Origin of the sequence: Bradyrhizobium sp. CCBAU 21365 (assembly GCF_015291305.1) — a bacterium.
Taxonomy (GTDB): domain Bacteria; phylum Pseudomonadota; class Alphaproteobacteria; order Rhizobiales; family Xanthobacteraceae; genus Bradyrhizobium; species Bradyrhizobium elkanii.
This window is the reverse complement of the sequence record NZ_CP030036.1, coordinates 8,747,623-8,769,548: the sequence shown is the minus strand read 5'-3', so window position 1 is coordinate 8,769,548 and position 21,926 is coordinate 8,747,623. Positions and strand designations below refer to the sequence as shown.

At 59.3% G+C, this 21,926-nt stretch carries 25 protein-coding genes; 13 read left to right on the top strand and 12 right to left on the bottom strand.

Annotation, left to right across the window (positions count from 1 at the left end):
* Nucleotides 1-6: 6 nt before the first annotated feature.
* Together XI02_RS41455 and XI02_RS41450 are read left to right on the top strand one after the other, a co-directional pair.
* Nucleotides 7-495: a (2Fe-2S)-binding protein gene (locus XI02_RS41455; RefSeq protein ID WP_172649022.1), complete on the top strand. Its 489-nt coding sequence runs from the start codon at nucleotides 7-9 to the stop codon at nucleotides 493-495.
* Nucleotides 492-2,720 carry a molybdopterin cofactor-binding domain-containing protein gene (locus XI02_RS41450; RefSeq protein ID WP_311987728.1) on the top strand — a complete coding sequence of 743 codons (2,229 nt, stop codon included), beginning with the start codon at nucleotides 492-494 and terminating at the stop codon, nucleotides 2,718-2,720. Before XI02_RS41455 ends, XI02_RS41450 begins: the two co-directional genes overlap by 4 nt.
* 109 nt (nucleotides 2,721-2,829) lie before the next feature.
* Here XI02_RS41450 and XI02_RS41445 read toward each other — a convergent pair whose 3' ends face one another.
* The gene (locus XI02_RS41445) at nucleotides 2,830-3,501 is read right to left on the bottom strand and encodes a TetR/AcrR family transcriptional regulator (RefSeq protein WP_172646611.1); all 672 of its coding nucleotides are present in this window, start codon (nucleotides 3,499-3,501) and stop codon (nucleotides 2,830-2,832) included.
* Nucleotides 3,502-3,683: 182 nt separating this feature from the next.
* On the opposite strand from XI02_RS41445, the gene XI02_RS41440 reads away from it, so the two are divergent.
* The 4 genes from XI02_RS41440 to XI02_RS41425 are packed head-to-tail and all read left to right on the top strand — an operon-like array spanning nucleotide 3,684 to nucleotide 7,408.
* Nucleotides 3,684-4,934 (top strand): FAD binding domain-containing protein, encoded by a 1,251-nt coding sequence (locus XI02_RS41440; protein ID WP_172646612.1) that lies wholly within the window; start codon nucleotides 3,684-3,686, stop codon nucleotides 4,932-4,934.
* A 28-nt stretch (nucleotides 4,935-4,962) separates the two neighbouring features.
* On the top strand, nucleotides 4,963-5,262 hold the full coding sequence (locus XI02_RS41435; RefSeq protein WP_172646613.1) for a DUF485 domain-containing protein: 300 nt from the start codon (nucleotides 4,963-4,965) through the stop codon (nucleotides 5,260-5,262).
* Nucleotides 5,262-6,917 (top strand): cation/acetate symporter ActP, encoded by a 1,656-nt coding sequence (gene actP / locus XI02_RS41430; protein WP_370143880.1) that lies wholly within the window; start codon nucleotides 5,262-5,264, stop codon nucleotides 6,915-6,917. The genes XI02_RS41435 and actP overlap by 1 nt, the downstream gene beginning before the upstream one ends.
* A 35-nt stretch (nucleotides 6,918-6,952) precedes the next feature.
* On the top strand, nucleotides 6,953-7,408 hold the full coding sequence (locus XI02_RS41425) for a hypothetical protein (protein ID WP_172646614.1): 456 nt from the start codon (nucleotides 6,953-6,955) through the stop codon (nucleotides 7,406-7,408).
* A 906-nt stretch (nucleotides 7,409-8,314) separates the two neighbouring features.
* Here the strand turns inward: XI02_RS41425 and XI02_RS41420 are convergent.
* Together XI02_RS41420 and XI02_RS46120 are read right to left on the bottom strand one after the other, a co-directional pair.
* Nucleotides 8,315-8,581 (bottom strand): hypothetical protein, encoded by a 267-nt coding sequence (locus XI02_RS41420; RefSeq protein WP_172646615.1) that lies wholly within the window; start codon nucleotides 8,579-8,581, stop codon nucleotides 8,315-8,317.
* Nucleotides 8,582-9,099: 518 nt separating this feature from the next.
* Complete coding sequence (locus tag XI02_RS46120) at nucleotides 9,100-9,234, bottom strand: hypothetical protein (protein ID WP_256438801.1); 135 nt, start codon at nucleotides 9,232-9,234, stop codon at nucleotides 9,100-9,102.
* 603 nt (nucleotides 9,235-9,837) lie between these two features.
* On the opposite strand from XI02_RS46120, the gene XI02_RS41415 reads away from it, so the two are divergent.
* Together XI02_RS41415 and XI02_RS46600 are read left to right on the top strand one after the other, a co-directional pair.
* Complete coding sequence (locus XI02_RS41415; protein WP_172646616.1) at nucleotides 9,838-10,644, top strand: transglutaminase family protein; 807 nt, start codon at nucleotides 9,838-9,840, stop codon at nucleotides 10,642-10,644.
* Between the two features lie 195 nt (nucleotides 10,645-10,839).
* Complete coding sequence (locus tag XI02_RS46600; RefSeq protein WP_370143881.1) at nucleotides 10,840-10,911, top strand: hypothetical protein; 72 nt, start codon at nucleotides 10,840-10,842, stop codon at nucleotides 10,909-10,911.
* Between the two features lie 559 nt (nucleotides 10,912-11,470).
* Here XI02_RS46600 and XI02_RS46115 read toward each other — a convergent pair.
* Together XI02_RS46115 and XI02_RS41405 are read right to left on the bottom strand one after the other, a co-directional pair.
* Nucleotides 11,471-11,596, bottom strand: a complete 126-nt coding sequence (locus tag XI02_RS46115) for a hypothetical protein (protein WP_256438800.1) — start codon at nucleotides 11,594-11,596, stop codon at nucleotides 11,471-11,473.
* A 972-nt stretch (nucleotides 11,597-12,568) separates the two neighbouring features.
* Nucleotides 12,569-12,778 (bottom strand): cold-shock protein, encoded by a 210-nt coding sequence (locus XI02_RS41405; RefSeq protein ID WP_172646617.1) that lies wholly within the window; start codon nucleotides 12,776-12,778, stop codon nucleotides 12,569-12,571.
* A 424-nt stretch (nucleotides 12,779-13,202) separates the two neighbouring features.
* On the opposite strand from XI02_RS41405, the gene rpsU reads away from it, so the two are divergent.
* A complete protein-coding gene (gene rpsU, locus XI02_RS41400; RefSeq protein ID WP_172646618.1) occupies nucleotides 13,203-13,472 on the top strand; it encodes a 30S ribosomal protein S21 in 270 nt (89 codons plus the stop codon).
* Nucleotides 13,473-13,969: 497 nt separating this feature from the next.
* Nucleotides 13,970-14,206, top strand: coding sequence for a hypothetical protein (locus XI02_RS41395; RefSeq protein WP_172646619.1), 237 nt, complete (start codon nucleotides 13,970-13,972; stop codon nucleotides 14,204-14,206).
* A 56-nt stretch (nucleotides 14,207-14,262) separates the two neighbouring features.
* On the opposite strand, the gene XI02_RS41390 is transcribed toward XI02_RS41395, so the two are convergent.
* The 6 genes from XI02_RS41390 to XI02_RS41365 form a co-directional block, all read right to left on the bottom strand.
* Nucleotides 14,263-14,490, bottom strand: a complete 228-nt coding sequence (locus XI02_RS41390) for a hypothetical protein (protein ID WP_172646620.1) — start codon at nucleotides 14,488-14,490, stop codon at nucleotides 14,263-14,265.
* Between the two features lie 306 nt (nucleotides 14,491-14,796).
* Nucleotides 14,797-15,075 carry a hypothetical protein gene (locus tag XI02_RS41385; protein ID WP_244980918.1) on the bottom strand — a complete coding sequence of 93 codons (279 nt, stop codon included), beginning with the start codon at nucleotides 15,073-15,075 and terminating at the stop codon, nucleotides 14,797-14,799.
* 44 nt (nucleotides 15,076-15,119) lie between these two features.
* Nucleotides 15,120-15,401 (bottom strand): DUF1488 family protein, encoded by a 282-nt coding sequence (locus tag XI02_RS41380; protein ID WP_172646621.1) that lies wholly within the window; start codon nucleotides 15,399-15,401, stop codon nucleotides 15,120-15,122.
* Nucleotides 15,402-15,440: 39 nt separating this feature from the next.
* The gene (locus tag XI02_RS41375) at nucleotides 15,441-15,737 is read right to left on the bottom strand and encodes a hypothetical protein (RefSeq protein ID WP_018273181.1); all 297 of its coding nucleotides are present in this window, start codon (nucleotides 15,735-15,737) and stop codon (nucleotides 15,441-15,443) included.
* The gene (locus tag XI02_RS41370; protein ID WP_018273180.1) at nucleotides 15,730-15,996 is read right to left on the bottom strand and encodes a hypothetical protein; all 267 of its coding nucleotides are present in this window, start codon (nucleotides 15,994-15,996) and stop codon (nucleotides 15,730-15,732) included. Before XI02_RS41370 ends, XI02_RS41375 begins: the two co-directional genes overlap by 8 nt.
* Before the next feature lie 382 nt (nucleotides 15,997-16,378).
* Complete coding sequence (locus XI02_RS41365) at nucleotides 16,379-16,624, bottom strand: hypothetical protein (RefSeq protein WP_172646622.1); 246 nt, start codon at nucleotides 16,622-16,624, stop codon at nucleotides 16,379-16,381.
* A gap of 189 nt (nucleotides 16,625-16,813) precedes the next feature.
* On the opposite strand from XI02_RS41365, the gene XI02_RS41360 reads away from it, so the two are divergent.
* The 3 genes from XI02_RS41360 (at nucleotide 16,814) to XI02_RS41350 (ending at nucleotide 18,551) form a co-directional block, all read left to right on the top strand.
* On the top strand, nucleotides 16,814-17,008 hold the full coding sequence (locus XI02_RS41360) for a hypothetical protein (RefSeq protein ID WP_172646623.1): 195 nt from the start codon (nucleotides 16,814-16,816) through the stop codon (nucleotides 17,006-17,008).
* Between the two features lie 827 nt (nucleotides 17,009-17,835).
* On the top strand, nucleotides 17,836-18,207 hold the full coding sequence (locus tag XI02_RS41355; RefSeq protein ID WP_172646624.1) for a hypothetical protein: 372 nt from the start codon (nucleotides 17,836-17,838) through the stop codon (nucleotides 18,205-18,207).
* 92 nt (nucleotides 18,208-18,299) lie between these two features.
* Nucleotides 18,300-18,551, top strand: a complete 252-nt coding sequence (locus XI02_RS41350) for a hypothetical protein (protein ID WP_172646625.1) — start codon at nucleotides 18,300-18,302, stop codon at nucleotides 18,549-18,551.
* A 2,648-nt stretch (nucleotides 18,552-21,199) separates the two neighbouring features.
* Here the strand turns inward: XI02_RS41350 and XI02_RS41345 are convergent.
* Nucleotides 21,200-21,826, bottom strand: a complete 627-nt coding sequence (locus tag XI02_RS41345; protein ID WP_137482463.1) for an Lrp/AsnC family transcriptional regulator — start codon at nucleotides 21,824-21,826, stop codon at nucleotides 21,200-21,202.
* Between the last annotated feature and the right edge of the window lie 100 nt (nucleotides 21,827-21,926).

Genomic DNA, 21,926 nt, shown 5'->3' with positions numbered 1-21,926 from the left:
AGCAGCATGACAACCCTGATCGTCAACGGCGAGAGCCGATCCATCGCGGCGAGCCCTGACACGCCGCTGCTCTACGTCCTCAGGGACGAACTTGGTCTGTACGCGGCGAAATTCGGGTGCGGGCTCGGCCAATGCGGAGCTTGCACTGTCATTGTGGATGGCAAGGCTGTGTTCTCCTGCGTGACGCCGGTGATGGTATTGGAGGGACGGACGGTCACCACGCTGGAAGGAATCGGGAGCCGGGACGCTCCTGGCCCGATGCAGCGCGCCTTCATCGCCGAACAGGCCGCGCAATGCGGATACTGCATTCCCGGCATGATGATGCGCGCCCACGCATTGCTCAATCGCGATCCCCACGCGACCGACGAGTCGATCAGAGCGGAATTGCAGCCTCATCTCTGCCGATGCGGAACGCATATGCGTATCCTGCGTGCGATCCGGCGCGCCGCAGAAGAGATGCGGCCGAAGACAGTCGAGGCGAGGACAGGTCGATGATGCAAGCTATCTCTCGGCGCAGCGTTCTGGCCGGCGCCGGCGCGCTCATCGTCGCCTTCCGGCTCTCCGGGACGCACGCACAGACCGAAACCGGCACGGGCGGAAGTCCCTCGAAGCACGGCCTGCCAGGAAGCCTCGACGACACTCCGAGGATCGACGCGTGGATCCGCATCGACGCGTCCGGTGCCGCGACGATCCTCACCGGAAAGGCCGAGCTTGGGCAGGGCCTCAAAACGGCGCTTCTTCAGGTCGCGGCGGAGGAGCTGAAGTTGCCGCTCGGGCGGCTATCGCTGGTCACGGCCGACACGGCGTGGACGCCCAATGAAGGCTACACGGCCGCCAGCCATTCGATGCAGGACTCCGGCACCGCGATTCGGCATGCGGCGGCGCAAGCGCGCGAACTGCTCCGCGACGAGGCGGCTCGCAGATTCGGCGTGTCCGCCGCCTCGCTGAAGGTACGCGGCGGCGAGGTGTTCGGAGCCGATGGCAAGCGCCTCGGCTATGGTGAATTGGTTCGCGATCAATTGCTGTCGGTCGACGCCGGTCGGACTTCGCGCCTGACCTCGCCGGCAGACTTCAGCGTGATGAGCCGGCCCGTTGCAAGGGTCGATATTCCGGCCAAGGTGACAGGTGGAGCGGCGTACGTCCACGATCTGCGCCCCGAAGGGATGCTGCATGGTCGCGTCGTTCGCCCGCCGAGTTACGGTGCCACGTTGCAGGACTGCGATGTCGCGCGGGTGGAGCGGATGGCAGGGATCGTCAAGGTCGTGCGGGACGGCAATTTCCTCGGCGTCGTCGCGGAACACGAGTGGGTCGCGGTCCAGGCGATGCGAACCTTGGCGGCCGCGACGACGTGGATAGAACGGCAGGAGCTGCCGGACGAGGCGGATCTGCCGGCCGCATTGATGAATCTGCCATCGCGCGACACGACGATTCACGGCACCGGAAATCCCGGCGCGCCGGGAATCCTGGTCGAAGGCACCTTCAGCAGGCCTTATCTCACGCATGGATCGATCGGACCGGCGTGCGCGCTTGCGCAACTTGAGGAAGAAAAGCTCACGATTTGGACCCATACCCAAGGTGTGTTCTTCCTTCGGGATGCAATCGCCGGCATGCTGCGGATGCCCGCCGAGAACGTGCGCTGCGTCCATGCGGAAGGCGCCGGGTGCTACGGCCACAACGGTGCCGACGACGTTGCGGCCGACGCGGCGATACTCGCCGTCGCGGTGCCCGGGCGGCCGGTCAGGGTCCAACTGATGCGCGAGCAGGAGCACGCGTGGGATCCGTTCGGGCCCGGCATGGTGGTCAAGCTGAAGGCGACGGTCGGAGCCGACGGCGCGATCGCCGATTGGCACCACGAAGTTTGGAGCCAGTCGCACATGATGCGGCCCGGCCCGCCGGGGACGCTGATCGCCGCCCGACTGAAGCCGGACGCCTTTCCGCCTGCGCCACCCGTCGCCCTTGCGCAGCCGGAGGGAGGCGGCGACCGGAACGCGATTCCGCTCTACGCGATCGCGAACTGCAAGGTAATCAGCCACTTCCTGCCCGACATGCCCCTGCGCGGCTCGTCCATGCGCTCCCTGGGCGGTTATCTCAACGTCCTCTCGATCGAGAGCGTCCTCGACGAATTGGCAGCCCGCTCGGGACAAGACTCCGTGACGTTTCGACTTCGGCACACCGAAGATCCTCGAGCTCGTGAAGTCATTGAAACGGCCGCATCGCGTTTCGGTTGGACTACGCGGGTCAAGCGTTCGGAGAGCACCGGATTCGGGTTTGGCTTTGCACGTTACAAAAACCTCGAGGCTTGGTGTGCGGTAGCACTCGAGATCGACCTTCCGCGCCAAAGCGGCATCGTTCGCGTCCGTCGCGTCGTGGCGGCGGTGGACACCGGCCAGGTCGTGAACCCGGATGGTGTCCGCAACCAGATCGAAGGCGGCATTTTGCAGTCGATAAGCTGGACGCTTTTCGAACGGGTGACGTTCGATCGCACCCGCGTCACTTCGGTAGATTGGTCAGCCTATCCGATCATGCGGTTTGACAGCGTCCCGGAGTCGGTCGAAATCCACCTGATAGATCGGCCCGGCGATGCCTTCTACGGTGTGGCTGAGGCGGCGCAAGGGCCGGCGGGAGCCGCGATTGCCAATGCGATCAGGGATGCGACCGGCGTTCGGATGCATGAACTTCCGTTAACTGCAGCCCGCATCAAGAGAGCGATCGCGGTCTGATCGGAGGGAATGACTGGAGGTTTGAACGCGTCGTAGAGGTACGGCGCGCCAATACGCCCACAGCCTCCAGTTTGCTTTTCGAAGAAGGCAACGCACGTGCCTTCTAGGCCTAGACCGCTGCTTTCGCCGGTAAAACGGAGCGAACACCATTAAGGAACGTCGCCACTTTTGCATCGATAATCGAATTGACGTCCGTTTCTAGGGGCATCGAATAGATGAATTGACGCACTCCGAGATAGAAGATCGCCGCGTGGAGCGCCCACACCATCTCGATTTCGAGAACGGTAATCGGGAGTTCGCCAGTCGAGGGTCGTCCATACTCGAACCTGATCTCCTCGATGACTCTCTCGAATGCGCGCTCGCGCAGCATTTTGAGATACCGGACGTTCAATCCAAGGTCCTTCAGGCCCGCGAACATGAACAGGCGGATCCATTCGTATGTGAGAATGACCTCGGCGTATTCGCGATAAAAACGGGTCAGCCTCGCCTTCAGAGGTACCGAGCGATCGGTGATGATGTTCTCCCAGGCCGGCTTCCAGCGCCCGACGAAGACTTCCTGATAGACCCGCTCGATGAGAGCTTCCTTGCTCGGGAAGTAGCGATAGAGCAGGGGCTGGGTAATGCGCAGCCGCTTTGCGAGTTCGCGGGTCTGCCCCTCGAAGCCGTACTCGGCGAAAAACGAGACGGCTTCCCGCGCGATGATGGCTTCCCGCTCGGACGGGTCCAGCCTCTGCTGCTCTCGGATCGGCGTTCGGAGACGCGCTCTGCTGGGCTGCTTCACACCTGATTCGCCAGTTTGAGTGCTTTTGGCACTTCTACACCGATTTGCCACCGCAGCCGATCGGCCGCGACACCATCACATTTTGTTTATCAGATGATAAATAATCATTGACTTGCATCAACGACCCCCAATAATTGATCAAACGATAAATAAACCTGTTCGCAGCAGAAGGGAGGCCGCTCATGAGTGACGATCGCTGGAAGCGCCGGGTGCAGCCGAAAGCACTCGTGATCGGTGGGTCCATGGCCGGACTGTTCACTGCATTGCTGCTGCGGCGGGAAGGCTGGAACGTCGACGTATACGAGCGTATCGGCTCCGAACTGGCAGGTCGTGGCGCGGGCATCGTCACCCATCACGAGTTGTTCGAGGTACTGGCCAAGGCCGGCATCGATACTGAAGCCGCCGCCGTCGGAGTCGTCGTTCCGGGACGGCGTGTGGTGGACCGGAGTGGCCGTATCGTAGGCGAACTCGGGCTGCGGCAGGTCCTTACTTCATGGGGACACCTCTACGGACTTTTAAAAGCAGCACTCCCCACAGAAGACTATCATCACGGCAAGAACCTGATCGAAGTCGCGGAGCTTGGCGATCGCGTGGTGGCGCGTTTCTCCGATGGCTCTGAGGTTTCGGCAGATCTGCTGATCGGCGCCGACGGCATATTCTCATGCGTCAGGGCACAGCTTATGGCCGATGTCCGTCCTGCGTACGCCGGCTATGTCGCCTGGCGGGGCCTCGTCAATGAGCGGGACCTGTCACCTCGGACCCGCGCAGAATTGTGCGACTGGTTCGCCTTCAGCCTTCCTCCCGGGGAGCAGATGCTCGGCTATCCCGTCGCCGGGACCAAAGAAGAGATGGATGTCGGCGAGCGCCGCTTCAATTTTGTCTGGTACCGCCCAGCCAATGCCGATCATGGATTGGCAGATCTGCTGACCGATATCGATGGCCTCCGCCACGAATTGTCAATTCCGCCGACGAAGATTCGATCCGACGTGATCGCCTCAATGCGGCGGGACGCGGAGAGATTGCTTGCACCGCAATTTGCTGAGGTCGTTCGCCTCACGCCGCAGCCGTTCATACAGGCTATTCTGGATCTCGAGACACCACGTATGGCGCTCGGATCCCGGACGGTGATCCTGGGCGACGCTGCGTTCGTCGCCAGACCTCATGTCGGAATGGGAGTGACGAAGGCCGCGGCCGACGCGGCTGCTCTGGTCGACGCATTGCGAGCGCATCCGGCCGATCTGCCCGCAGCGCTCGCAAAATTCGAGTCGATCCGGCTTCCCTTCGGGGCTGCGGTCGTCCGGCGTGCCCGCCATCTCGGCGCATACATGCAAGCGCAAATCGCCACTGCCGAAGAGCGGGCGATGGCGGAGCGGCATCGCAGCCCCGAGGCGGTGATGGCGGAGACCGCGGTGGCGATGGGTATCGCCGCCTAACCGAATTCAAAAGGGAGGAGGAAGACCAATGGACCTGAAAACCATCCAGGACCATCCCGCGTTCAGACAGCTTGCGCGCGAACGCGCATGCCTTGGCGTGGGTATGTCGATGGTCATGGCTGCGGCCTACTTCGCTTACATCCTGACCATCGCATTCCGGCCCCGGTTGCTCGGGCATCCCCTGTGGCATGGCACCGTGATCAGCTGGGGCGTGTTGGTCGGCGTTGGTCTGATCGCGCTCGGCTTCGTTCTGACGGCCGCCTACGTCCGGCGAGCCAATTCCCGTTTCGATCAGCTCGGTCAGCTCCTTCTGGAGGACCTCCAATGATGTCGCGCTCGGCTTGCGGGGCCTTGTTCGGAACCGCCTTCGCTCTTCTTTCCAGTCCTGCAGCAGCTGACGCGCTGACTTCCGCGACCGGCACGCGGCAATCGCTGAACGCGACGGCGATCGCCATGTTCCTTGGCTTTGTCGCAGTTAGTCTTGCGATCACATGGTGGGCGGCAAGACGGGGCACGAGCACGGCAAAGGACTTCTATGCCGCCGGTGCCGGCCTCACAGGCGTCGAGAACGGGCTCGCTATCGCCGGTGATTACACCTCGGCAGCGACCTTTCTGGGCGTCACGGCGCTCGTCTATACCTCGGGCTACGACGGCATGATCTACGCCATCGGCTTTCTCGTCGGCTTTCCGATGATCCTGTTCCTGATTGCCGAGCCGTTGCGCAATCTCGGCCGTTACACCTTCGCCGACGTCGCGGCATATCGGCTGTCAGAAGTGCCGGTGAGGGCCGCCGCGAGTGTGAACACTCTCGTGATTGTGGTCTTCTATCTCATCGCCCAACTTGTCGGGGCCGGTAAGCTGATCCAGCTGTTGTTCGGGCTACCCTATATCTACGCGGTCGGCATCGTCGGCGGGCTGATGATGGTCTATGTGACGTTCGGAGGCATGCTGGCGACGACCTGGGTGCAGATCATCAAGGCCGTGCTGTTGATGTCAGGCTCGGTGCTGATGTCGATCCTGATTCTCGGGCACTTCGGCTTCAGTCTCGAGGCGCTCTTCCGGGAGGCGATCACGTTGCACCCGAAGGCCGACGCCATCATGGCCCCCGGCGGCTTGGTCAAGGATCCGGTTTCGGCGATCTCACTCGGACTGGCCTTGATATTCGGCACGGCCGGGCTGCCGCACATCCTCATGCGCTTCTTCACCGTGAGCGATGCCCGTCAGGCTCGCACGTCGGTGCTGGTCGCGACGGGGTTCATCTCCATTTTCTACAGCCTGCTGTTCGTACTCGGCTTCGGCGCCATCGCGATCGTTTCGGCGAACCCCCAGTTTCGGGATGCGTCGGGCGGCCTGATTGGAGGCGTCAACATGGTGGCCCTGCATCTGGCGGACGCCGTTGGCGGGTCGCTATTGCTCGGGTTCATCTCCGCGGTCGCGTTCGCGACCATCCTCGCCGTCGTGTCGGGGCTGACGCTCGCGGGCGCCTCGGCGGCGAGCCACGACCTCTATGCCCGCGTGGTCCGCAAGGGGCGCGCGAGCGAGCAAGAGGAAGTGCTGGTGTCCAAGGCCGCGGCGGTCGCAATCAGCCTTCTTTCTATGGGCTTGGGCGTCGTGTTCGAGAACCAGAATATCGCATTCATGGTCGGGCTGGTCTTCGCGATCGCCGCGAGCGCGAACTTCCCGGTCATACTTCTATCGATCGTCTGGCCTGATCTCACGACGCGAGGTGCAGTGAGCGGATCGCTTGCGGGCTTGCTGGCTTCGGTGGGATTGGTCGCGCTCAGCCCGGGAGTATGGACTGCCACGCTCAAGCTCGGGCCTGCACCATTCCCTTACGACAATCCAGCCTTGGTCTCGGTCCCGCTGGCCTTCGCGGTGTCGTGGGTGATTTCAGTGCTGGACCGTAGCGCGGCGGCTGCGTCGGTCCGCGCCTCGTTCGGCGCGCAGCACGTTCGCGCCCAGACTGGGCTGGGCGTCCAGTAACGCGTTTTGGATAACCCATCGCGAGGAGGCATTACATGAGCAATGGTGTGGCGGAAAAGAGTAAGATTGCCTGGCCCGACTTCATTCGCAAGGAGTTCGAGGCCAATCAGTTCAATGGACGGGTCGGCACGCGGCTCTTATCCGAAACGAAACGGGTGCGCGTCTGGGAAATCCGGCTTGCTCCGGGTGAGCGCATCGGATTCCATCGTCACGTGTTGGACTACTTTTGGACCGCAGTAACGCCAGGTCGGGCGCGATCACACGCAGAGGATGGGACGATCGTCGAAGCCGTCTATTCGGCTGGCGAGACCCGTCACTTCGTCTATGGGAAGGGCGAATACAAGATCCACGATCTCGAAAACGTTGGCGATGCGGACCTGTGGTTCACCACCGTTGAATTCCTAGACAGCGCCAATGCGCCTTTGGAGCTTGGCTATGGACCCCATGGCGAAGCCTCTTCCGGCCGGGAACGACTCCTGTCCGAGGCCTGAACTGCAGGCCCTGGCAAGATCTCAAGAACGATCGAAGCCTTAGCATCGTTGCCCGCCGGGCCTCAGGACAGAACGCCCATCTTGCCTCCGGGCGCCCCTCGGGTGCGTATGAGCAGGCGCGAAGATAATTGGCTCCCGCACTGGTGAATGTGATCGGAAACGGCAGGGCGACGATCGCGCTTGTGGTGCGCCTGCCTTCGGAGGGCAAGACTTGACGTCTAAACTATCGCTCGAAACAGCAATTTGAGATGGTTGCGGGCCGTCGGGGCGCCAAGGACCTTCGGCTCTGGGAAGCAATCTCGGTTGTTAATCGTCGCTAGTACCGACGTCGGTTGGTACGAGGATACGAGGTTCACCACTGAACCCAGCTCTACATCCTCGACCATGATCAGCCTGCCTCTTCCGAACGTGATTTCGGGCCGTGAGGTGAAATCCCCATTTCGGGGCCGTAGCTCAAATGGTGGGTTTTGGTCCTGGAAGGTCGAAAATGCTGTATCTTTCAATGGGGATTGACTGACGCTCCGCCATGATGCTGGCGCTCACGCCACCATGCTAAGGACAAACAGCGGTTCGTCGTGTCGGTGGTTGCGTATGATTCCCTCCCTGGGCACCAAAACTGCGCTTTTCCACGCTAGAGCACGATCTTGTACGATTGCGTTCGCTGGATGATCGCGCGAAGGGCGTTCGCCGAATTCGCGTTAACGGACGGGAGCCCTTCAGCATTGTTCGCTTTGGCGCCGAACCGCAGTTCGCAAACAAATGAAGGTCGGGGGGCGGGTGCTCCCCGGCTACCAAATCTACGATTTTGTGCGACAAGCTACTATCTTGTACGATTTCACTGGCTTGATGGTACCGCCGAGCGAAGCTCCGCCGTGGAGGGCTCCTCCATGTCGCCCGCTCCCGCAATCATGCCGTTTGCCTCAGCACAAAATCGTACGCCTGGGTGAAGAACGACACGTCCAGTGTGCGTCCGGCGCTATGCCATGCTTCATGGCGAACGAAATTGGCCATCAGCAAATCCGTGATCCCGAAGGCGGATGCGGACGCAATATACCGGTCGTCATTGACAAAGACGTCGTGAGCTTCTCGTGACGGGGTGCTTCCATCATGAAACGCAATGTGTCGGCCGCCGGGGTAGCGCGCCTGAGCCGTGAGCATCTCGCCGACCGTCATAGGGGATCGACTGGGCCGCCGGCTTGAAACTTATGGACTAATGCCGACGACCGGCTGGGCTTCGAATTTCTATTTGAAGATCGCTACGTCGTCGTGGCCGGCGCGAAGAGCCCGCGGAATGCTTCGCCCAACAGCCAGGCGGCGTTATCCCTGATCCGGATGAATCGCTTTCTTGTCTGCGCAGTATTTTGCAATAAGAAAGCGGATTCCCTCTTGCGCGGTCTGGTCGGTTACAAAGCTTGAGAGCTTTTGGTAATGCTTGATTCTCCTGTCGAGTTCGATGCACTTCTCGCACATGGAGAGTCCCCAGCTAGGAGGCGGGAGCGCCCATCGTCCTCAGTACCGCCGTCGATAGGCATCGAGGAGAAGCTCAGTGCCGTCAGCGATTGCTTCAACGCTTGACGGCCTTGTACCGCTTGTGATGACGAAAATGACGTTCCAAGACTGATAGAGGGCTACTTCCAGCGCCATCTCGCTCGGGATCTTGGAAGCCATCGAAACAAAGCTTCAACCTCTGCCTACTTCTTCTTTGCAGGACCGAAGTCCGGCTGCCAGGCGGCCTCTTTGCGGCTCGGCGCCGCTGCGATCACCTTTGCCTTGTCCTTCTTCGGCTTCTTGGCTTCGCGATTGCCGCGTTGCTGTCCCTTGGCCATGATGTCTATCTCCAATTGGGGTCTGAGTTCTTCCAGCCTATTTAGTTGCAGTATGCGTCGAGGGCGACGTAAGGATGCTGGCGTCCAAGTTGCCCTCGCGCCGAGTTCGCGTAAGGCGCATCATGACGGTCTTTCCGCGCCGCGCCGAAAGTGACGTGATAAGCTCTCTCTGTGACCGACCAGACCAAGAGAGCCGTGCTAGCCATTGAGGATGGCCGCCGCACATACGAGAAGCAGAAGAAACAGTGGCACGATCACCGGTGGGACGATCCACTCCGAGGCACGAAAACGCGACATCGAACGCTCCTGCTAGTTCGTTGGCGGGAGCGCATGTCACCCTCAGTCACCGGTCGATGCCGTTGATAATACGGTGATGCCAGCGACCCTACGCCCGTGGCTGTCCAATAGCGAGCACTAAAATGTCGTGTGCCGGTCGCGATCCGAAAGTCACTGCGCAGAGAAGATTTGGAACGAGCGCTGCGTCATATAGTCCTGATCGCGCAGTACGCATTCATCCCGTTTGTCTTACCCGCCGTAAAAGCCTTGTATTCGGATGGCTCGGTCGCCACCTCTAGCGAGAGTACAGCCGAGAAAGCATTTTGAATGAAGATCAATGTCGGATTCGAGATGCTCTATGATTTTCCGCAACCGACGCCCGTGATCATGGTGGTGGGCACTCACATCTCTCGTGCCTCAGACATCATCGTTCCGGATTTTTTGATAACCGAGCCTGCGGTACCGATCATGAGGTATCGCGACTCATTCGGCAATTGGTGCAGCCGCATTGTCGCGCCTGCCGGTCGCATGCGGCTCGCAGCCGATGGCTGTGTACGCGACTGCGGCTTGCCAGATCCAGTGTTTCCATCAGCTGTCCAGCACGCTGTGGAGGACCTGCCTGCTGACATCTTGCTGTATCTACTCGGCAGCCGTTATTGCGAGACGGACCGTCTCTCCGAGATCGCCTGGACCTTGTTTCAGAATACGCCGCCGGGCTGGGCCAGGGTGCAGGCGATCTGTGAGTTCGTGCACCACCATATTTCGTTCGGATACGAGCATGCCAGTTCCAGCAAGACGGCGTTTGAGGCGTACCACGAGGGTAAGGGTGTCTGCCGCGACTATGCCCACCTGGCCATTGCGTTCTGCCGCTGCATGAACATCCCGGCTCGATATTGTACTGGGTATCTGAGCGATATGGGTACGCCGAAACCTTGGGCTGCGGGCGATTTCGCTGGCTGGTTTGAGGCCTATCTCGGAGGCCGATGGCACACCTTTGATCCTCGCAACTTCGTGCCGCGGATCGGTCGCATCCTGATCGCATACGGGCGCGACGCCGCTGATGTTCCCATTACCCAGACATTCGGGCAGAATTCTCTGGTTAGTTTTAGGGTCTGGACTGACGAGATCGCGTAGTGAATGAAACATCGCCCATGCGTGGAGTGGCCCGCTCGCAGAGCGATTTCCGGTTTTCCCACGCAGGTTACGAAAATCCCCGCCGCTCGGATAGGGACGCCACATCGACAAGCTGACCAGGCGGGATCAACCTGACCGCAGCAAGATCAACATGAACGAGGATTATGAGGTCAATATTGGGCTCGCGAACTCGGCATAACGCGCGCTCGCCTACAGCAGGTAATAGACAAGGTAGGCAATTCTATCGCTGCAGTCCGCAAGGAATAGACAAGGTGAGATCGAACCGGAGCATTCTTGCAGGGCTGCTCCTCCTTGTTGATGTTGCGCTCACGATAAGCCTGTCGGGGCCGCTTGTCGGTCTTCTCATGCTGATTTGGTGACAAATTCGGACGCTTCGTTGCGTCTGTTCTTTATGAGTCAAGTTCTCGCTCAGCCGAACGGTCAGAGCGCATCCCTGCAATTCGCGTCCACGTCAGTAATGGCCGATGAAGCGTCCGCCGGAGTTGGATATGCCAACAGCTGTTGCGCCGGACCACCTTGTATCACCGTGTTTCTACGGAATCTGCTTTGGAACTAGAGGAGTATAGGGTTCGATACCGGGCTATTTCATCAAGATCATTTTTGATTATCCGGCGGGGCCGCTAAGACGCGGTCCCTATTTCATTTTGCATGGCTGGCCGGGCGCAATGAGGGCGCATTGGATGAGGATCGAATAGTCGCTTTTCGGCCGTGATTGGGAGGAGATGCCAAGCGTCTGCTGAGCCGCCTAAAGCTTATGCGGTTGTCCTTGAAGAGGAGGGAAGCGACGGGAGGCTCGCCAACTGAGTTACTTCGTCTCCGGATGCAGCGCAGCCTTCTTCGCTTCTATCTCGGCAAGGCTAATCTTGAGACGGTCCGTGGTGAGCGGGTCAAAACGCTGACCGAGTGCGCGTCGAAACATGTCGATCTGCATCTGAAGCTCGTCGCACTGCTTGCACATGAGCGCTCCGTACAGCCACCGACGCCTAGGGGCAAAGTCTCAGCCGTTCATGGAGAACAACGTACCATGATGAAATTCGTTCAACTAACGGGCTGGTCGGCCTCACAGCGAATGAAAGGAGCAGGGCAGACCTGCGGCGGGGTGTCGGTCAAGCCACGGTTTCTGTTCGCTCAATCCGGATCAAGGCATTCCAAAATCGAATAACAACGAGGGGTCAAAGTACGGACCGCTCCGAAAAATCACCGGTCTGCCGGCAAAACGCTTTGCACGGGAGGTCGCTTGAGAACGCATCAGATAGCGTGGCATCGCGGTGCCGGCCAAAAACTAGAGCATCGAGAGCTCGACGATCCCGTCTTCAAGCTGCCCCGACGCAAGCCGCGCCCGCGCCATCTGCTCAAGTTCCGTCCGATACTTATGAAGATAACTAAGGGCTTGCTTGTCCGTCTGAAATGTCGTTGTAAGCCGGCACATCTGCCGAGCTGCGCCGAGCGCAAGAGAGAACGTTATTGTTCCGTCGCCGAGTGACTTGGCTCTACGCACGATCTGCATGCTCCGGCTTGGTGAGGCTTGGTCCTCGGCACAATCATCGACCGCTGCCGAACTTGACTATCGCGGCAACTTCCTGGTGCGCTTCTTTGGCGAAGGCGCCGGCAACGGTACCAGACGCATTGCAGCGGCGGCTTCCCTGGTCTCGCGGAGCTCTCGAAGTCGCGCCATGTTCTTGCGAACCTCGATGGCCTGCCTTCCGATATCCAGCATCGCGCGCGCTCCTTCTTCAGCGGCCAATCGCTTTCGGTTGGCACGTGCGATGCTTTCGGGTGATGATTCTGCCGGCTTCCTGACGCTCATCCTCACCCACTTTCCAACAGGCAAAACCCGCTCAATCCTGAGATCGAGCGGGCAGCATGGTCGTTTCAGTACATCCGTGAAACGACACGACGAAACTCACGCCAGCGAAAGGCTCTCGGCGCTGACCTTGCCCCGCATCCTGTCGGTCTTGACCTCGTAGTGGACCTTTTGGCCCTCCGCGAGACTCGAAAGACCGGCCCGTTCGACCGCGCTGATGTGAACGAACACATCGCTGCTGCCGTCTTCCGGCTGGATAAAACCGAAGCCCTTTTGGCTATTGAACCACTTAACAGTACCTGTCGTCATCTTGATCTCCAAAGCGCACGAGCGCGTGCCGCGTGACAATCACGCGGTGACTTCAACTTCGTCGATGTCTTTGGAAAAGGAGCCCGCGGGCGCGTTCAACAAGGCACAGCGGCTAATCGAATACAAACGACATATACGCTATGTACGGCCCCTGTACAAGGGATGGGGCTGATTTGTTTCGCTCGGCGTCTCCGCAGCCGATCGAGAGCTTCGAACCGGCCCGCCGGGGGAAGCCTAATCGATTGACACGGCCGTGCGGTAGTGATCCGGTCATCCGACCAACCATATCGGCATGTCGAGCCGACCAGCTTGTTCGAAGCTGGCGAAGAATAACGCCGTTACTCTCATCCTCATATCCGTGAACCTCCCCTGCGCGAGGGCTGCGTGCAGGACTTACTTTTCCAGTCCGCACCGAGGAGTTTTGATGCAGGTCCTTGTTCGCGACAACAATATCGACCAGGCACTTCGAGTCCTGAAGAAAAAGATGCAGCGCGAAGGCGTCTTCCGGGAGATGAAGCAACGCCGCGCCTATGAAAAGCCTTCGGAAAGAAAGACGCGTGAAAGATCGGAGGCCATTCGTCGGGCCCGCAAGCTCGCTCGGAAGCAGGCGATCCGCGAAGGATCGCTGCCGGCGCCTCCTAAGAAAAAGCTGCCAGAGCGCAAGCCGCCTTTGCCGCAGATCTCCGTCACCTAGCATGAATATCGGCCGGTTTGACTCGGCTGAGGCAAAGCGACGGGTCTGAATGTCGCGTGAAACTTTATCGAAGCCGGATGGTTTCAGCGGGAGGCAGAGCTTTCAATTTGCTTCGTTAGATTGTGGCAGCTGGATATGCCTAGGAATCGGATGGGTTAGGGCCCATATTGAGGAAATGAAAACCTATTTCACACCTCGCTTGCTAGAGGTCACCGTGACGCCTCAAGCGCCCACGCGCTGGAGATGGCACGTTTCCGAAGCAAACGTTGAGCTGGCCTGCGGGTACGCGACCAGCCGAGAAACGGCGCAGATTGAGGGTGATGACGCTCTATTCGCTATGCTCTCTGTGGGGCCCACCAAATGACTGCTAAGCGTCCAGGACCCCAACCAGCGCGCAAGATCTATTGAAAAGGCATCGCGAGGGACAGACGTCTGACCGTGTCAATAACGAGGAACGAAATCCGCATTCCATCTGTTGCCGGCGAGAGGAAACGCGGATGATCCGCTACTACTTCGACATCAGAGACGACAACGGAATCTATCCCGATGAGGAAGGGATGGAGTTTGCAACGCAGCGTGAAGCTGAAGTCGAGGCAGCCGAATCGCTGGCGGGCCTAGCGCGTGACTTCGCCACTCTGGACGATCGACCGGACCTCTCGGTTGAGGTGAGAACCGTTGTTGGACGTGTATTCCAAGCCGCCCTCATTTTCGACAGAAGCGAGACGAAGCAGTAACGGCGCTGCAGCTGGCGGCGTTGTTCGCTTTCGGTTCTCGGCCTGCTCACAATTGCCTAGCTTGAGATACGCTGCTCCGCCATGAGCCATTGATGGACGATCTCCCATTTGTCCTCGGCGCCTGACCGAAAATCCAGCAGTGTTGGCTCGCGTCTGGCTTTGATTTCAAGGAAAAATCGCCGCGCGTCGCGTGCGCAGGCTTCTCCATCAAGCGGCTGCGTCTTGATCCAGTGGTCCCATTCGCGAACGATCGCCTGCCTCGCTTCGCGATCATGCGACGTCATCTAGCGGGCTCTGTTGTCGGTTTGACGGGATTCTTGGATTCTCGCGCCAATCGCTCGGCCTTGAGACGCTCGCGGTTGGCCTGGAACGCTTTGTCGGCTTTGGCATGCTCGCTCGGCGCGGCCTCCGCTTTTCGGAACATCTTGTTGGCTTCTCGCGCCGCGGCTGTTGTCCCCTGGCGGCCGAGGACTCGGTCTCTGATCATCCCTGGCACTCGATCCTTCCTAAGTTATGAGACGGGTCTCGGGAGATACGACTTCGGCTTAGGCCTCGGTGTGTTCGTCCGTCGCTGGCGGTGGCCTTGCGAGTCATGACCTCGCGCCGCCTTCGTCAAACGTCTCGGTGTCATTCCGGTTCCTGGCGATAGTCCTTCCGTGCTGAAGTTGCTGGAACAAACTGTCCGTCGCCTTGTCGAGCCGTCTCAAGGAGCCGCCGCTTTCGTTGAGGTGACCGACCAGTTCACCGGAGAGCCGATAGATCCTGCTGCCCTTCAGATCGCAAAGCTTCCGGCCCTTAAGGTCGAAAATAGCGGAATCGATCACCACGGCGACGAGCACGCCATCACTGTTGACTATGTCGCCCTTCAAGCGTGACCTCCCTTGTTTTGCACTACCTTAGTGGTGTGCGACTATCACGGCGTCCTGAAGTCGATGCTTCTCAGGATGATCCCGGCGGGCACACCTTCGAACTCGCCCGCCGTGTATTTGACGGTGGCGCGGGCTTCAATGCGCGCCCGGAGTCGCATGAACTGTGCTTCGCGCTCGCTCGATGCTGCGCGTCCCGCACCTTCCAGCTCATCCATTGCGGAGGTCGAGATCGCGCACGGGATGACCTTCGCGCCGTCGCGCATCGAGAATTGGACGATCATGCGGTCGTACTCGAAACTGGTGAAACAGGCTTGTTCAAGTGCCATGCGACTAATCCGTTTCCGTTGGCCGAAGCCGGCACAGCTTCAGCCCTGCCCATCGAGCCGGGCAAAATCCGCCAGAATAGCCGCGACGAGATCGCGATGCCTTGTGTCGTCAGGCGACAGGCTCGCAGCGTAGATATTCAGCACGTACCGCGCCTTGGCGGCGGCTTCCGGCCAAGAGGTCGCGGCGACCGACATTAGTCCGCTTTCCAGCACGCTTTGCCGTTCGCGCAACTCCCGCGCACGGCTCTCGACATCCGTCATTGCGCGGCGGATTTCGGTCGCCTTCTGCGCTGCAATTCCGCGATGTTTGTCCAGATCGAGCGGTTCGTCACTCATCCGGCATGCTCGCGTCGATCCGTTGGGCGTCCGCCAGATCGACCGGGCCAATGGAAAACATCTCCATCCTGGCGCCGTGCGAGGCTGCCGGCACGATCATCATGGTCGCAACGCGGCGATAAGACGCGAAGGAAAGTCCTTCGATCATCTCCTCGTCAGTGATGACCTCGTAGCGTCCGGCAGGGAGTGGGTGATCGATCCCTCTGATCTGGAACGAATGCTTGAAGGTGACGACTTCCCGTCGCGAGCGAGTTTTCATATACGCCCGCCTTTTTGCCAATGCTCGGGCGCCGATGTCGGCTCGCCCATAAGCCACCATGCGCTCTTTCGACTGCATTAGCTACCGCTTTTCTCGCGGTCCGTTGTCGCGGCCGGGGCGCCTCAAGCGATCGCTGTTCCGCCCGGCGAACGCATCATGATGCCCGATAACCGCCCATTCGTCGGCATCTATCGGTCACTGAGAGTTAAGTGCGCTTCCGCCAAACGCGAGGAGCTTCCATTTCATAGCTTGGCCTGGTCGACTGTATTGTGCCGCCGGTGGGGCGCCCCACTGTTTCTCCTGCTTTTGATTACTGTGATGGCTCTATTGCAGGCGCATCGGGCGTTGGCGACCTCTCGCGCCGGGCGAGGCGAATATGGCCTCACTGGAAACGTCTGATCTCGAAGGTGAACGTCGCCCGTAAAACCGGTCCACCTTCGTCGCGAACGTTAATTGCAAGACGCCGCGCAGGAGCATCGATCGTGCAGCGTCGAATTTCATCCTTGGCCAAGTGTGCCAGCGCCAAGGTTGCTTCGTGCTGCATAACCTCCAGTGAAACGAGATCTATCCCCTGTTCGTCGGGAATCATCTCGTCACCTTCGCGCTGATCGAAAAAGTACCTACGCATGCAATTGCTCCCGAATAAGGCGGGAGCGCTGTAGCGTCTCTCTGTCACCGGAAAATGCCCAGGTCGGATCGGTGATGGTTGCCAAGCTAGCCGACTTCCAAGCATTCCTCAATCTTGGACGATGGGTCAGTTCGGATGGTGGTGAGGTTGGGGCTGGTATGTTGACCGGCCAGGGCGCATACTCGACGAATGAAAAACCGCATCGGCTGGACGACTTGCCCCTCCATTGGAGGCAAATACGCAGTGGCCGAACTCCTTGAGGGTGGTGTAGTCGGCAATGGACTCATCACCTTCGCCACCAAGGCGCAGGCGCAGGACTTCATTGATTCTGGCCAGGCCGATGAGCTGGGGTCGCGCGGTTCTGTCCCGAAAAGCCGCGAATGACCACGCGCGAGACCCTGCGCGACAAATGGACTGTAGATCTTGAGTGTCCTCGCTGTGGGAGGCTCGACGTGGCACGGCTCTCACAGGCGGATGGCTACGCCTATGTGAGGGGAGACACCGCTACACGCGCCGATCATGTGCCGGCCGGGTTTGCCTGCATTGATCCGGAGACCAGCAGCTTTCAATGCTCGAAATGTCAGGTGCTAATACCATGACGTTGCTGCCGCGAACGAGCGACAAGCGGGCCATCGTTATTCTTCGCGAATTGCGCACTACGGAGGAGTGTTTCGTGGGGGTAGCTGTCGCGCTGACCGGCGGTGACGGGGCCTGCCACATCGTGCTTCGCGAAGCGGCCCATTGTCGAGGACTTTATCCGATAAGCAGTGGAAGTAGCCAACCGTTGCTATCCCTCCCCGGAAGTTCGTCCCAGAGTTTTGCGAAGTTCGACTGACGCTTGCGCAGTTTCAAGTCACACCGGTCTGCAAACAGAGGCGCTGCGTGAAGGCCACTCCAAGGAAACCATGGCGCGCCGCTCGTACGCAGAACGCTACCAGTAGCTTTCATGACACGAGTGACAATCTGCGTGCGCAGCCCGCCGCAGAACAGAACACCCTTTACACCATCATGCGAGCCATATAGCGTCGGTGTACAGGTTAGCAAAATGCTCACCTCGAAGCTGCCCAAGAAGCAGCGACTTCCGAAGTCGCCGCCAGTCGTCGTAGCAGCAGCTCACGTGCCATCGGAAGGCGCAATCATAACATTGTGTTTATCACGGCGCGTCAGCGTCGCAGGTGCGTCTCTGCGCGCGCTCAAGAAAGGCGACCTTCATGAAACTTCCAGCAATCTTGCAAGGCGAGGCACGGACCCGCTTCCTTCAAGGAATCGCGTTCGGCGCGGTGGCGACCATGGCGATTGGATTTATATGGGGCGGTTGGGTTACGGGGGAAAGCGCCAGAATCATGCGTACCACGGCGGAGACCAGCGGCCGGATGTCTGTTCTGGTACCGCTTTGCGTCGCTCAGTTCACAGCCACGGACGGCGCTCTCGCCAAATTCAAGGCGGCAAGCGCTTACTCCAAAGAGAACGTCGTCAGCGAGTTCGTGAAGAATGTGGCATCCACGAGCATGGATTACTCGTTCGCCAAGGCTTGTGCCACCGGGATCGAAACCGAGCTCGCAAACGCAGCGACAAAGAGTTGACGAGCGTAACGGCAAGCCGGACCGAGACTGTGCGTTAGGAAATACATCGCTGTTCGGCAGAAAATGGACGACGGTCCTGAAGAGCGGTCACGATGTCGCGCCAGACGAACTTTCTCGTTCAATCCTTTGACCCAGCGAAAGGTGATCAGTTAAAGGCTGCTGCGCCAATCGTGTGCCGGAGCGAGGAAAGTGCGCGTCGAACTGCCGAAAGGCTTGCCTTGAGCAAGGCAGGCGTCGTTGCCTTCTCAACAAGCTCGGATACCGAGACGGGCGACTACGACGACCAGCCGACCGTATTCTTTCGAGCGGGTAGGGTGCCTGCTGAATTCGATGCGATGCCTTGATATCTATTTTGCGTCACTGCTTCTTCAGCAATGAAGACTGGCGGGCGCTCCGCGTGAGCCGAGAAAGATCCGGACAACTACGGAGGCGCCGAGCCGAAAGATCGGAGCATGGCAGCTAACTCTCGATTTCTGCGAGATGGTGGCGCAACGATCAATGCAGGAGCCTACGACTGGACAAGTGACATATTATGCCCGTTGGCTCTTCTCGGAAGGCGTCGGATGGGAGTGGCCCTCCTGGTAGTAGATTTTGGTTTCGTAACCATGCGGCAAGCGACCATATGTGCAAAGGAAATCCGATGCGAAGTATTATTGCAGTATTGGTTCTATCTTCATGTGTGCAAAGCGCCATCGCTAAGGGGCCGGACTGTCGCACCATCGGAGGCACGACCGCACGCCTGGCCTGCTACGACGCGGCCTATCCTCCGAAATTGGAAAAGCCCGCTCTCGTTGAGAGCGACGCCGGGCGGCCTCCATACAGAGACCCGTTTGCAGCAGAAGAAGCTCGGACAGCTGCCAAGCTGAAGACTATCTGCCGCGGTTGCTGAAATACTTCTACTCGTTCACCGTATCACGGAGCGTGCGACGGCTGGATCGCGATGACGCGGCTCTTGTGGCTAGCTGCTAGCCCGTCTCCTGCATCCGGCACCGCCTGGGAGATGTTGGACTGTTGTCTGGTTTCCGTCGGGGCCGAAGCACTGGCAGTTTCGGTTCGCCAAAGCCTTTCCCACCGAGGCGACATGGAGTAGTTTTCTGCTCGTCACCGGCCAAGGCTCGTCCCGTGGGCGTCGGTGGCTGAGAGACCGTTGTGCTCCCGCCTACATAGCAAGGGGAGTGCGCCATGGCCGAGCCACTCAGTGAACAGTCCTTGGAGCTATTCGACCGCGCTCAGCGCGCTATCGACCGCAGCGTGGAGCTTCTGGCACAAACCGAACTGGCCATGGCGGAAGCCCGAAATCGAGTACTCCAACTTGAGCTCGCCACTTCCCGTCTGGCGGCACGGAATCGCACCGCAAGCCTGGAGGTATGGCAGATCGCCGTTCGGCTTTCGGGAGGACTTAGATGGATCGACAGCGCTGTAACGCGGCGCCTACGACCACGCATGCTCCGATTTGACCCGACTCAGGAACCTGACGAGTATCCACTTACGCCATCGACGTACGGTCCTATGGCGTCTATCGGTGGCTGAGAGATCGATCGCGCTGTCGGCCCCCGTTCGAAGCCGCATCGGTTTCTCTCGAAGGATCAACCTTTCCCAAAAGATCAACTTTCCCAATCTTCTTGGCGGGCCTATTCACTCATCGGGTCTCTCGATGCTAGCGAAATGAAATTCGCGAATCCGCGAACGCCATCTGGAATGATTTTGCAAACGGTGTGGAAACGTGCCGAAGCGCAGTGAGGTGTGGTGCCGACCGATGGCGGTTCTTTGAACTAAGGTGTGTGTCCATAAGGGCGGATGTCAGCGTCTGACGGTCAAGCGGAAATCACACGATCAGCCAGAGCATTGCCGCTCGATCCATAGGGGACGGTCCCCCTTTTTGAGCGTCAATTTCCTGGCGGAGATCACTCTTTTCATTTTGACGGGACAATCTGAAAGGGAACCGGCTTCAGCGGCCCTTTCACCACGCTCGTCAACGGGAACGATTTGGTGAGCCTTCCTCCAATTCCCGAAGCCGTTCGATTTGCGCTCTGAGACTCTCCGGTTGTTCCGGCTCAAGCTTCAGCGACGCGCGCAGTTGCTGCCCAATGACTCTAAGAATCGCTCGGCAGTGCTTATGGTCGATGTCAATGCGGTCGGGCATAGCGAAGTCCCCTTTGGCAGAGAAAAGCGCTTGCTCTCCCCCGTCTGCGAGCACGGCTGCTCGTTCAATGGAACTGGAGACCGGAACTTTTGGCTATCTGCGCGAGCGCTTGTATTTGAGAACACGCGGGTCCAGCTGTAGGACTTCTGGCTATCCGCGACATGCGCCGTGTAGTTGACGGCGAGCGACGATCTCATGAATCTAAGTCGTGCCTAGGCATTCCGTTCCTGATCTGTCTACGGAGATAGTTCCGGCTTGCTGCCGCCCAATCCCGGACGTTATCGGCTTCTCCGATTTGGCCGTTGCGGCACTGTCGATAAAGGCCGCCCTGGAGGCTTGCCGATCGGTCAAGACAAGACCATTCCCTCATCTCCGGGAACCTCCGCCATCATGCGAAGCGCTCACGCCACCATACGAAGGACAAACAGCGGTTCGTCATGTCGGTGGTTCCGTATGATTCCCTCCCTGGGCACCATAACTGCGCTTTTGTGCGCTGGAGTACGATCGCGTTCGCTGGATTCTCAGCGCTCGCCGAGTTCACGTACGTTCAAATCCAGTCCGGAATTTGCGCCTGCAATCCAGCTGGGCAGGTTCCGACCAGCGACACGGCCCGCCCAGCCCTATGATAGCGGCCTCGAATATTGGCTCGCTTTCGATTTTCCGCGACAGAAGTTACTTTCGCCCGCTGCGTATGACCCACTACTATGGTGGGCCTCCAGAAAGAGCCCTCGCCGACCAATGCGGCCGGATTTTCCTCGACCTCGAAGCCTTCCCAAACGGCCTTTAGGCTGGACAATGCCGCTGTGGACAAGCGACCTGAGGTCGGACGGCGTTGGTGCTGGTCGGTCGCTAAAGGCTGGCCGTGCCGTGATCAAATATCCGAGAAGTCTCGAGATTCATGCCGCCATCAATCTGCGCCTGGGACGAAGCGTCAAATCGCTGTTTGGCGGGCCTGTCGAGTCGCCTTGAAGCTGAGCTGCACGACTTGACCTGAACTGGCCGGTTCGTGTCGATAGGGAGGACCGTCTTGTGGGAAATCCGCTTCAAGGCCAAGTTCGAGCGAATACTCGAAACGCCGGTTATTCGCGAGAGCTTGTTTACGATGAGGTCTTCAAGAGCATCGATGTCGGACACCATAACGCGGAGAAGATAGTCGCTATCCCCGGTCATCAGGTAGCATTCCATCACTTCGCTAAGGCGATCAATTGAGCGCGTAAAGCTTTCGAGTGATGGCTGGGCCTGCCTTTCAAGCTTTACTTGTATGAATGCTGTAACGCCGATGCCGAGAACTGCGGGATCCAGCACCGCAATTCGCCGGTCAATGACCCCGAGTTTTTCGAGTGTTCGAACTCGGGCGAGACACGGGGACGGTGAGAGATTGACGCGGGAAGCCAGTTCAACGTTGGTCAAACTTGCGTTCTGCTGCAGTTCATTCAAGATCTTTATGTCGATCCTGTCCAAAGCCGTCGTCGTCATTTCATTCTCCCATGGGCAAGCGTTCGTCGTCCCATCGAGGCCCGGCCCCGCGCGTTATTTCGCGTGGTGACATCTCGACGAAACAAATGCTATCTCTCGC

What these genes read in the sequence shown, in the direction of transcription:
- XI02_RS41345 (WP_137482463.1), bottom strand. Translation starts at nt 21,826, where the DNA reads ATGACGACGACGGCTTTGGACAGGATCGACATAAAGATCTTGAATGAA.
- XI02_RS41425 (WP_172646614.1), top strand. Translation starts at nt 6,953, where the DNA reads ATGAGCAATGGTGTGGCGGAAAAGAGTAAGATTGCCTGGCCCGACTTC.
- XI02_RS41440 (WP_172646612.1), top strand. Translation starts at nt 3,684, where the DNA reads ATGAGTGACGATCGCTGGAAGCGCCGGGTGCAGCCGAAAGCACTCGTG.
- XI02_RS46120 (WP_256438801.1), bottom strand. Translation starts at nt 9,234, where the DNA reads ATGGCCAAGGGACAGCAACGCGGCAATCGCGAAGCCAAGAAGCCGAAG.
- XI02_RS41365 (WP_172646622.1), bottom strand. Translation starts at nt 16,624, where the DNA reads ATGCGTAGGTACTTTTTCGATCAGCGCGAAGGTGACGAGATGATTCCC.
- XI02_RS41415 (WP_172646616.1), top strand. Translation starts at nt 9,838, where the DNA reads ATGAAGATCAATGTCGGATTCGAGATGCTCTATGATTTTCCGCAACCG.
- rpsU (WP_172646618.1), top strand. Translation starts at nt 13,203, where the DNA reads ATGCAGGTCCTTGTTCGCGACAACAATATCGACCAGGCACTTCGAGTC.
- XI02_RS41450 (WP_311987728.1), top strand. Translation starts at nt 492, where the DNA reads ATGATGCAAGCTATCTCTCGGCGCAGCGTTCTGGCCGGCGCCGGCGCG.
- XI02_RS46115 (WP_256438800.1), bottom strand. Translation starts at nt 11,596, where the DNA reads ATGCAGATCGACATGTTTCGACGCGCACTCGGTCAGCGTTTTGACCCG.
- XI02_RS41350 (WP_172646625.1), top strand. Translation starts at nt 18,300, where the DNA reads ATGTCGCGCCAGACGAACTTTCTCGTTCAATCCTTTGACCCAGCGAAA.
- XI02_RS41405 (WP_172646617.1), bottom strand. Translation starts at nt 12,778, where the DNA reads ATGACGACAGGTACTGTTAAGTGGTTCAATAGCCAAAAGGGCTTCGGT.
- XI02_RS41380 (WP_172646621.1), bottom strand. Translation starts at nt 15,401, where the DNA reads ATGGCACTTGAACAAGCCTGTTTCACCAGTTTCGAGTACGACCGCATG.
- XI02_RS41395 (WP_172646619.1), top strand. Translation starts at nt 13,970, where the DNA reads ATGATCCGCTACTACTTCGACATCAGAGACGACAACGGAATCTATCCC.
- XI02_RS41355 (WP_172646624.1), top strand. Translation starts at nt 17,836, where the DNA reads ATGAAACTTCCAGCAATCTTGCAAGGCGAGGCACGGACCCGCTTCCTT.
- XI02_RS41390 (WP_172646620.1), bottom strand. Translation starts at nt 14,490, where the DNA reads ATGACGTCGCATGATCGCGAAGCGAGGCAGGCGATCGTTCGCGAATGG.
- XI02_RS41435 (WP_172646613.1), top strand. Translation starts at nt 4,963, where the DNA reads ATGGACCTGAAAACCATCCAGGACCATCCCGCGTTCAGACAGCTTGCG.
- XI02_RS41455 (WP_172649022.1), top strand. Translation starts at nt 7, where the DNA reads ATGACAACCCTGATCGTCAACGGCGAGAGCCGATCCATCGCGGCGAGC.
- XI02_RS41420 (WP_172646615.1), bottom strand. Translation starts at nt 8,581, where the DNA reads ATGACGGTCGGCGAGATGCTCACGGCTCAGGCGCGCTACCCCGGCGGC.
- XI02_RS41360 (WP_172646623.1), top strand. Translation starts at nt 16,814, where the DNA reads ATGAAAAACCGCATCGGCTGGACGACTTGCCCCTCCATTGGAGGCAAA.
- XI02_RS41370 (WP_018273180.1), bottom strand. Translation starts at nt 15,996, where the DNA reads ATGAAAACTCGCTCGCGACGGGAAGTCGTCACCTTCAAGCATTCGTTC.
- actP (WP_370143880.1), top strand. Translation starts at nt 5,262, where the DNA reads ATGTCGCGCTCGGCTTGCGGGGCCTTGTTCGGAACCGCCTTCGCTCTT.
- XI02_RS41375 (WP_018273181.1), bottom strand. Translation starts at nt 15,737, where the DNA reads ATGAGTGACGAACCGCTCGATCTGGACAAACATCGCGGAATTGCAGCG.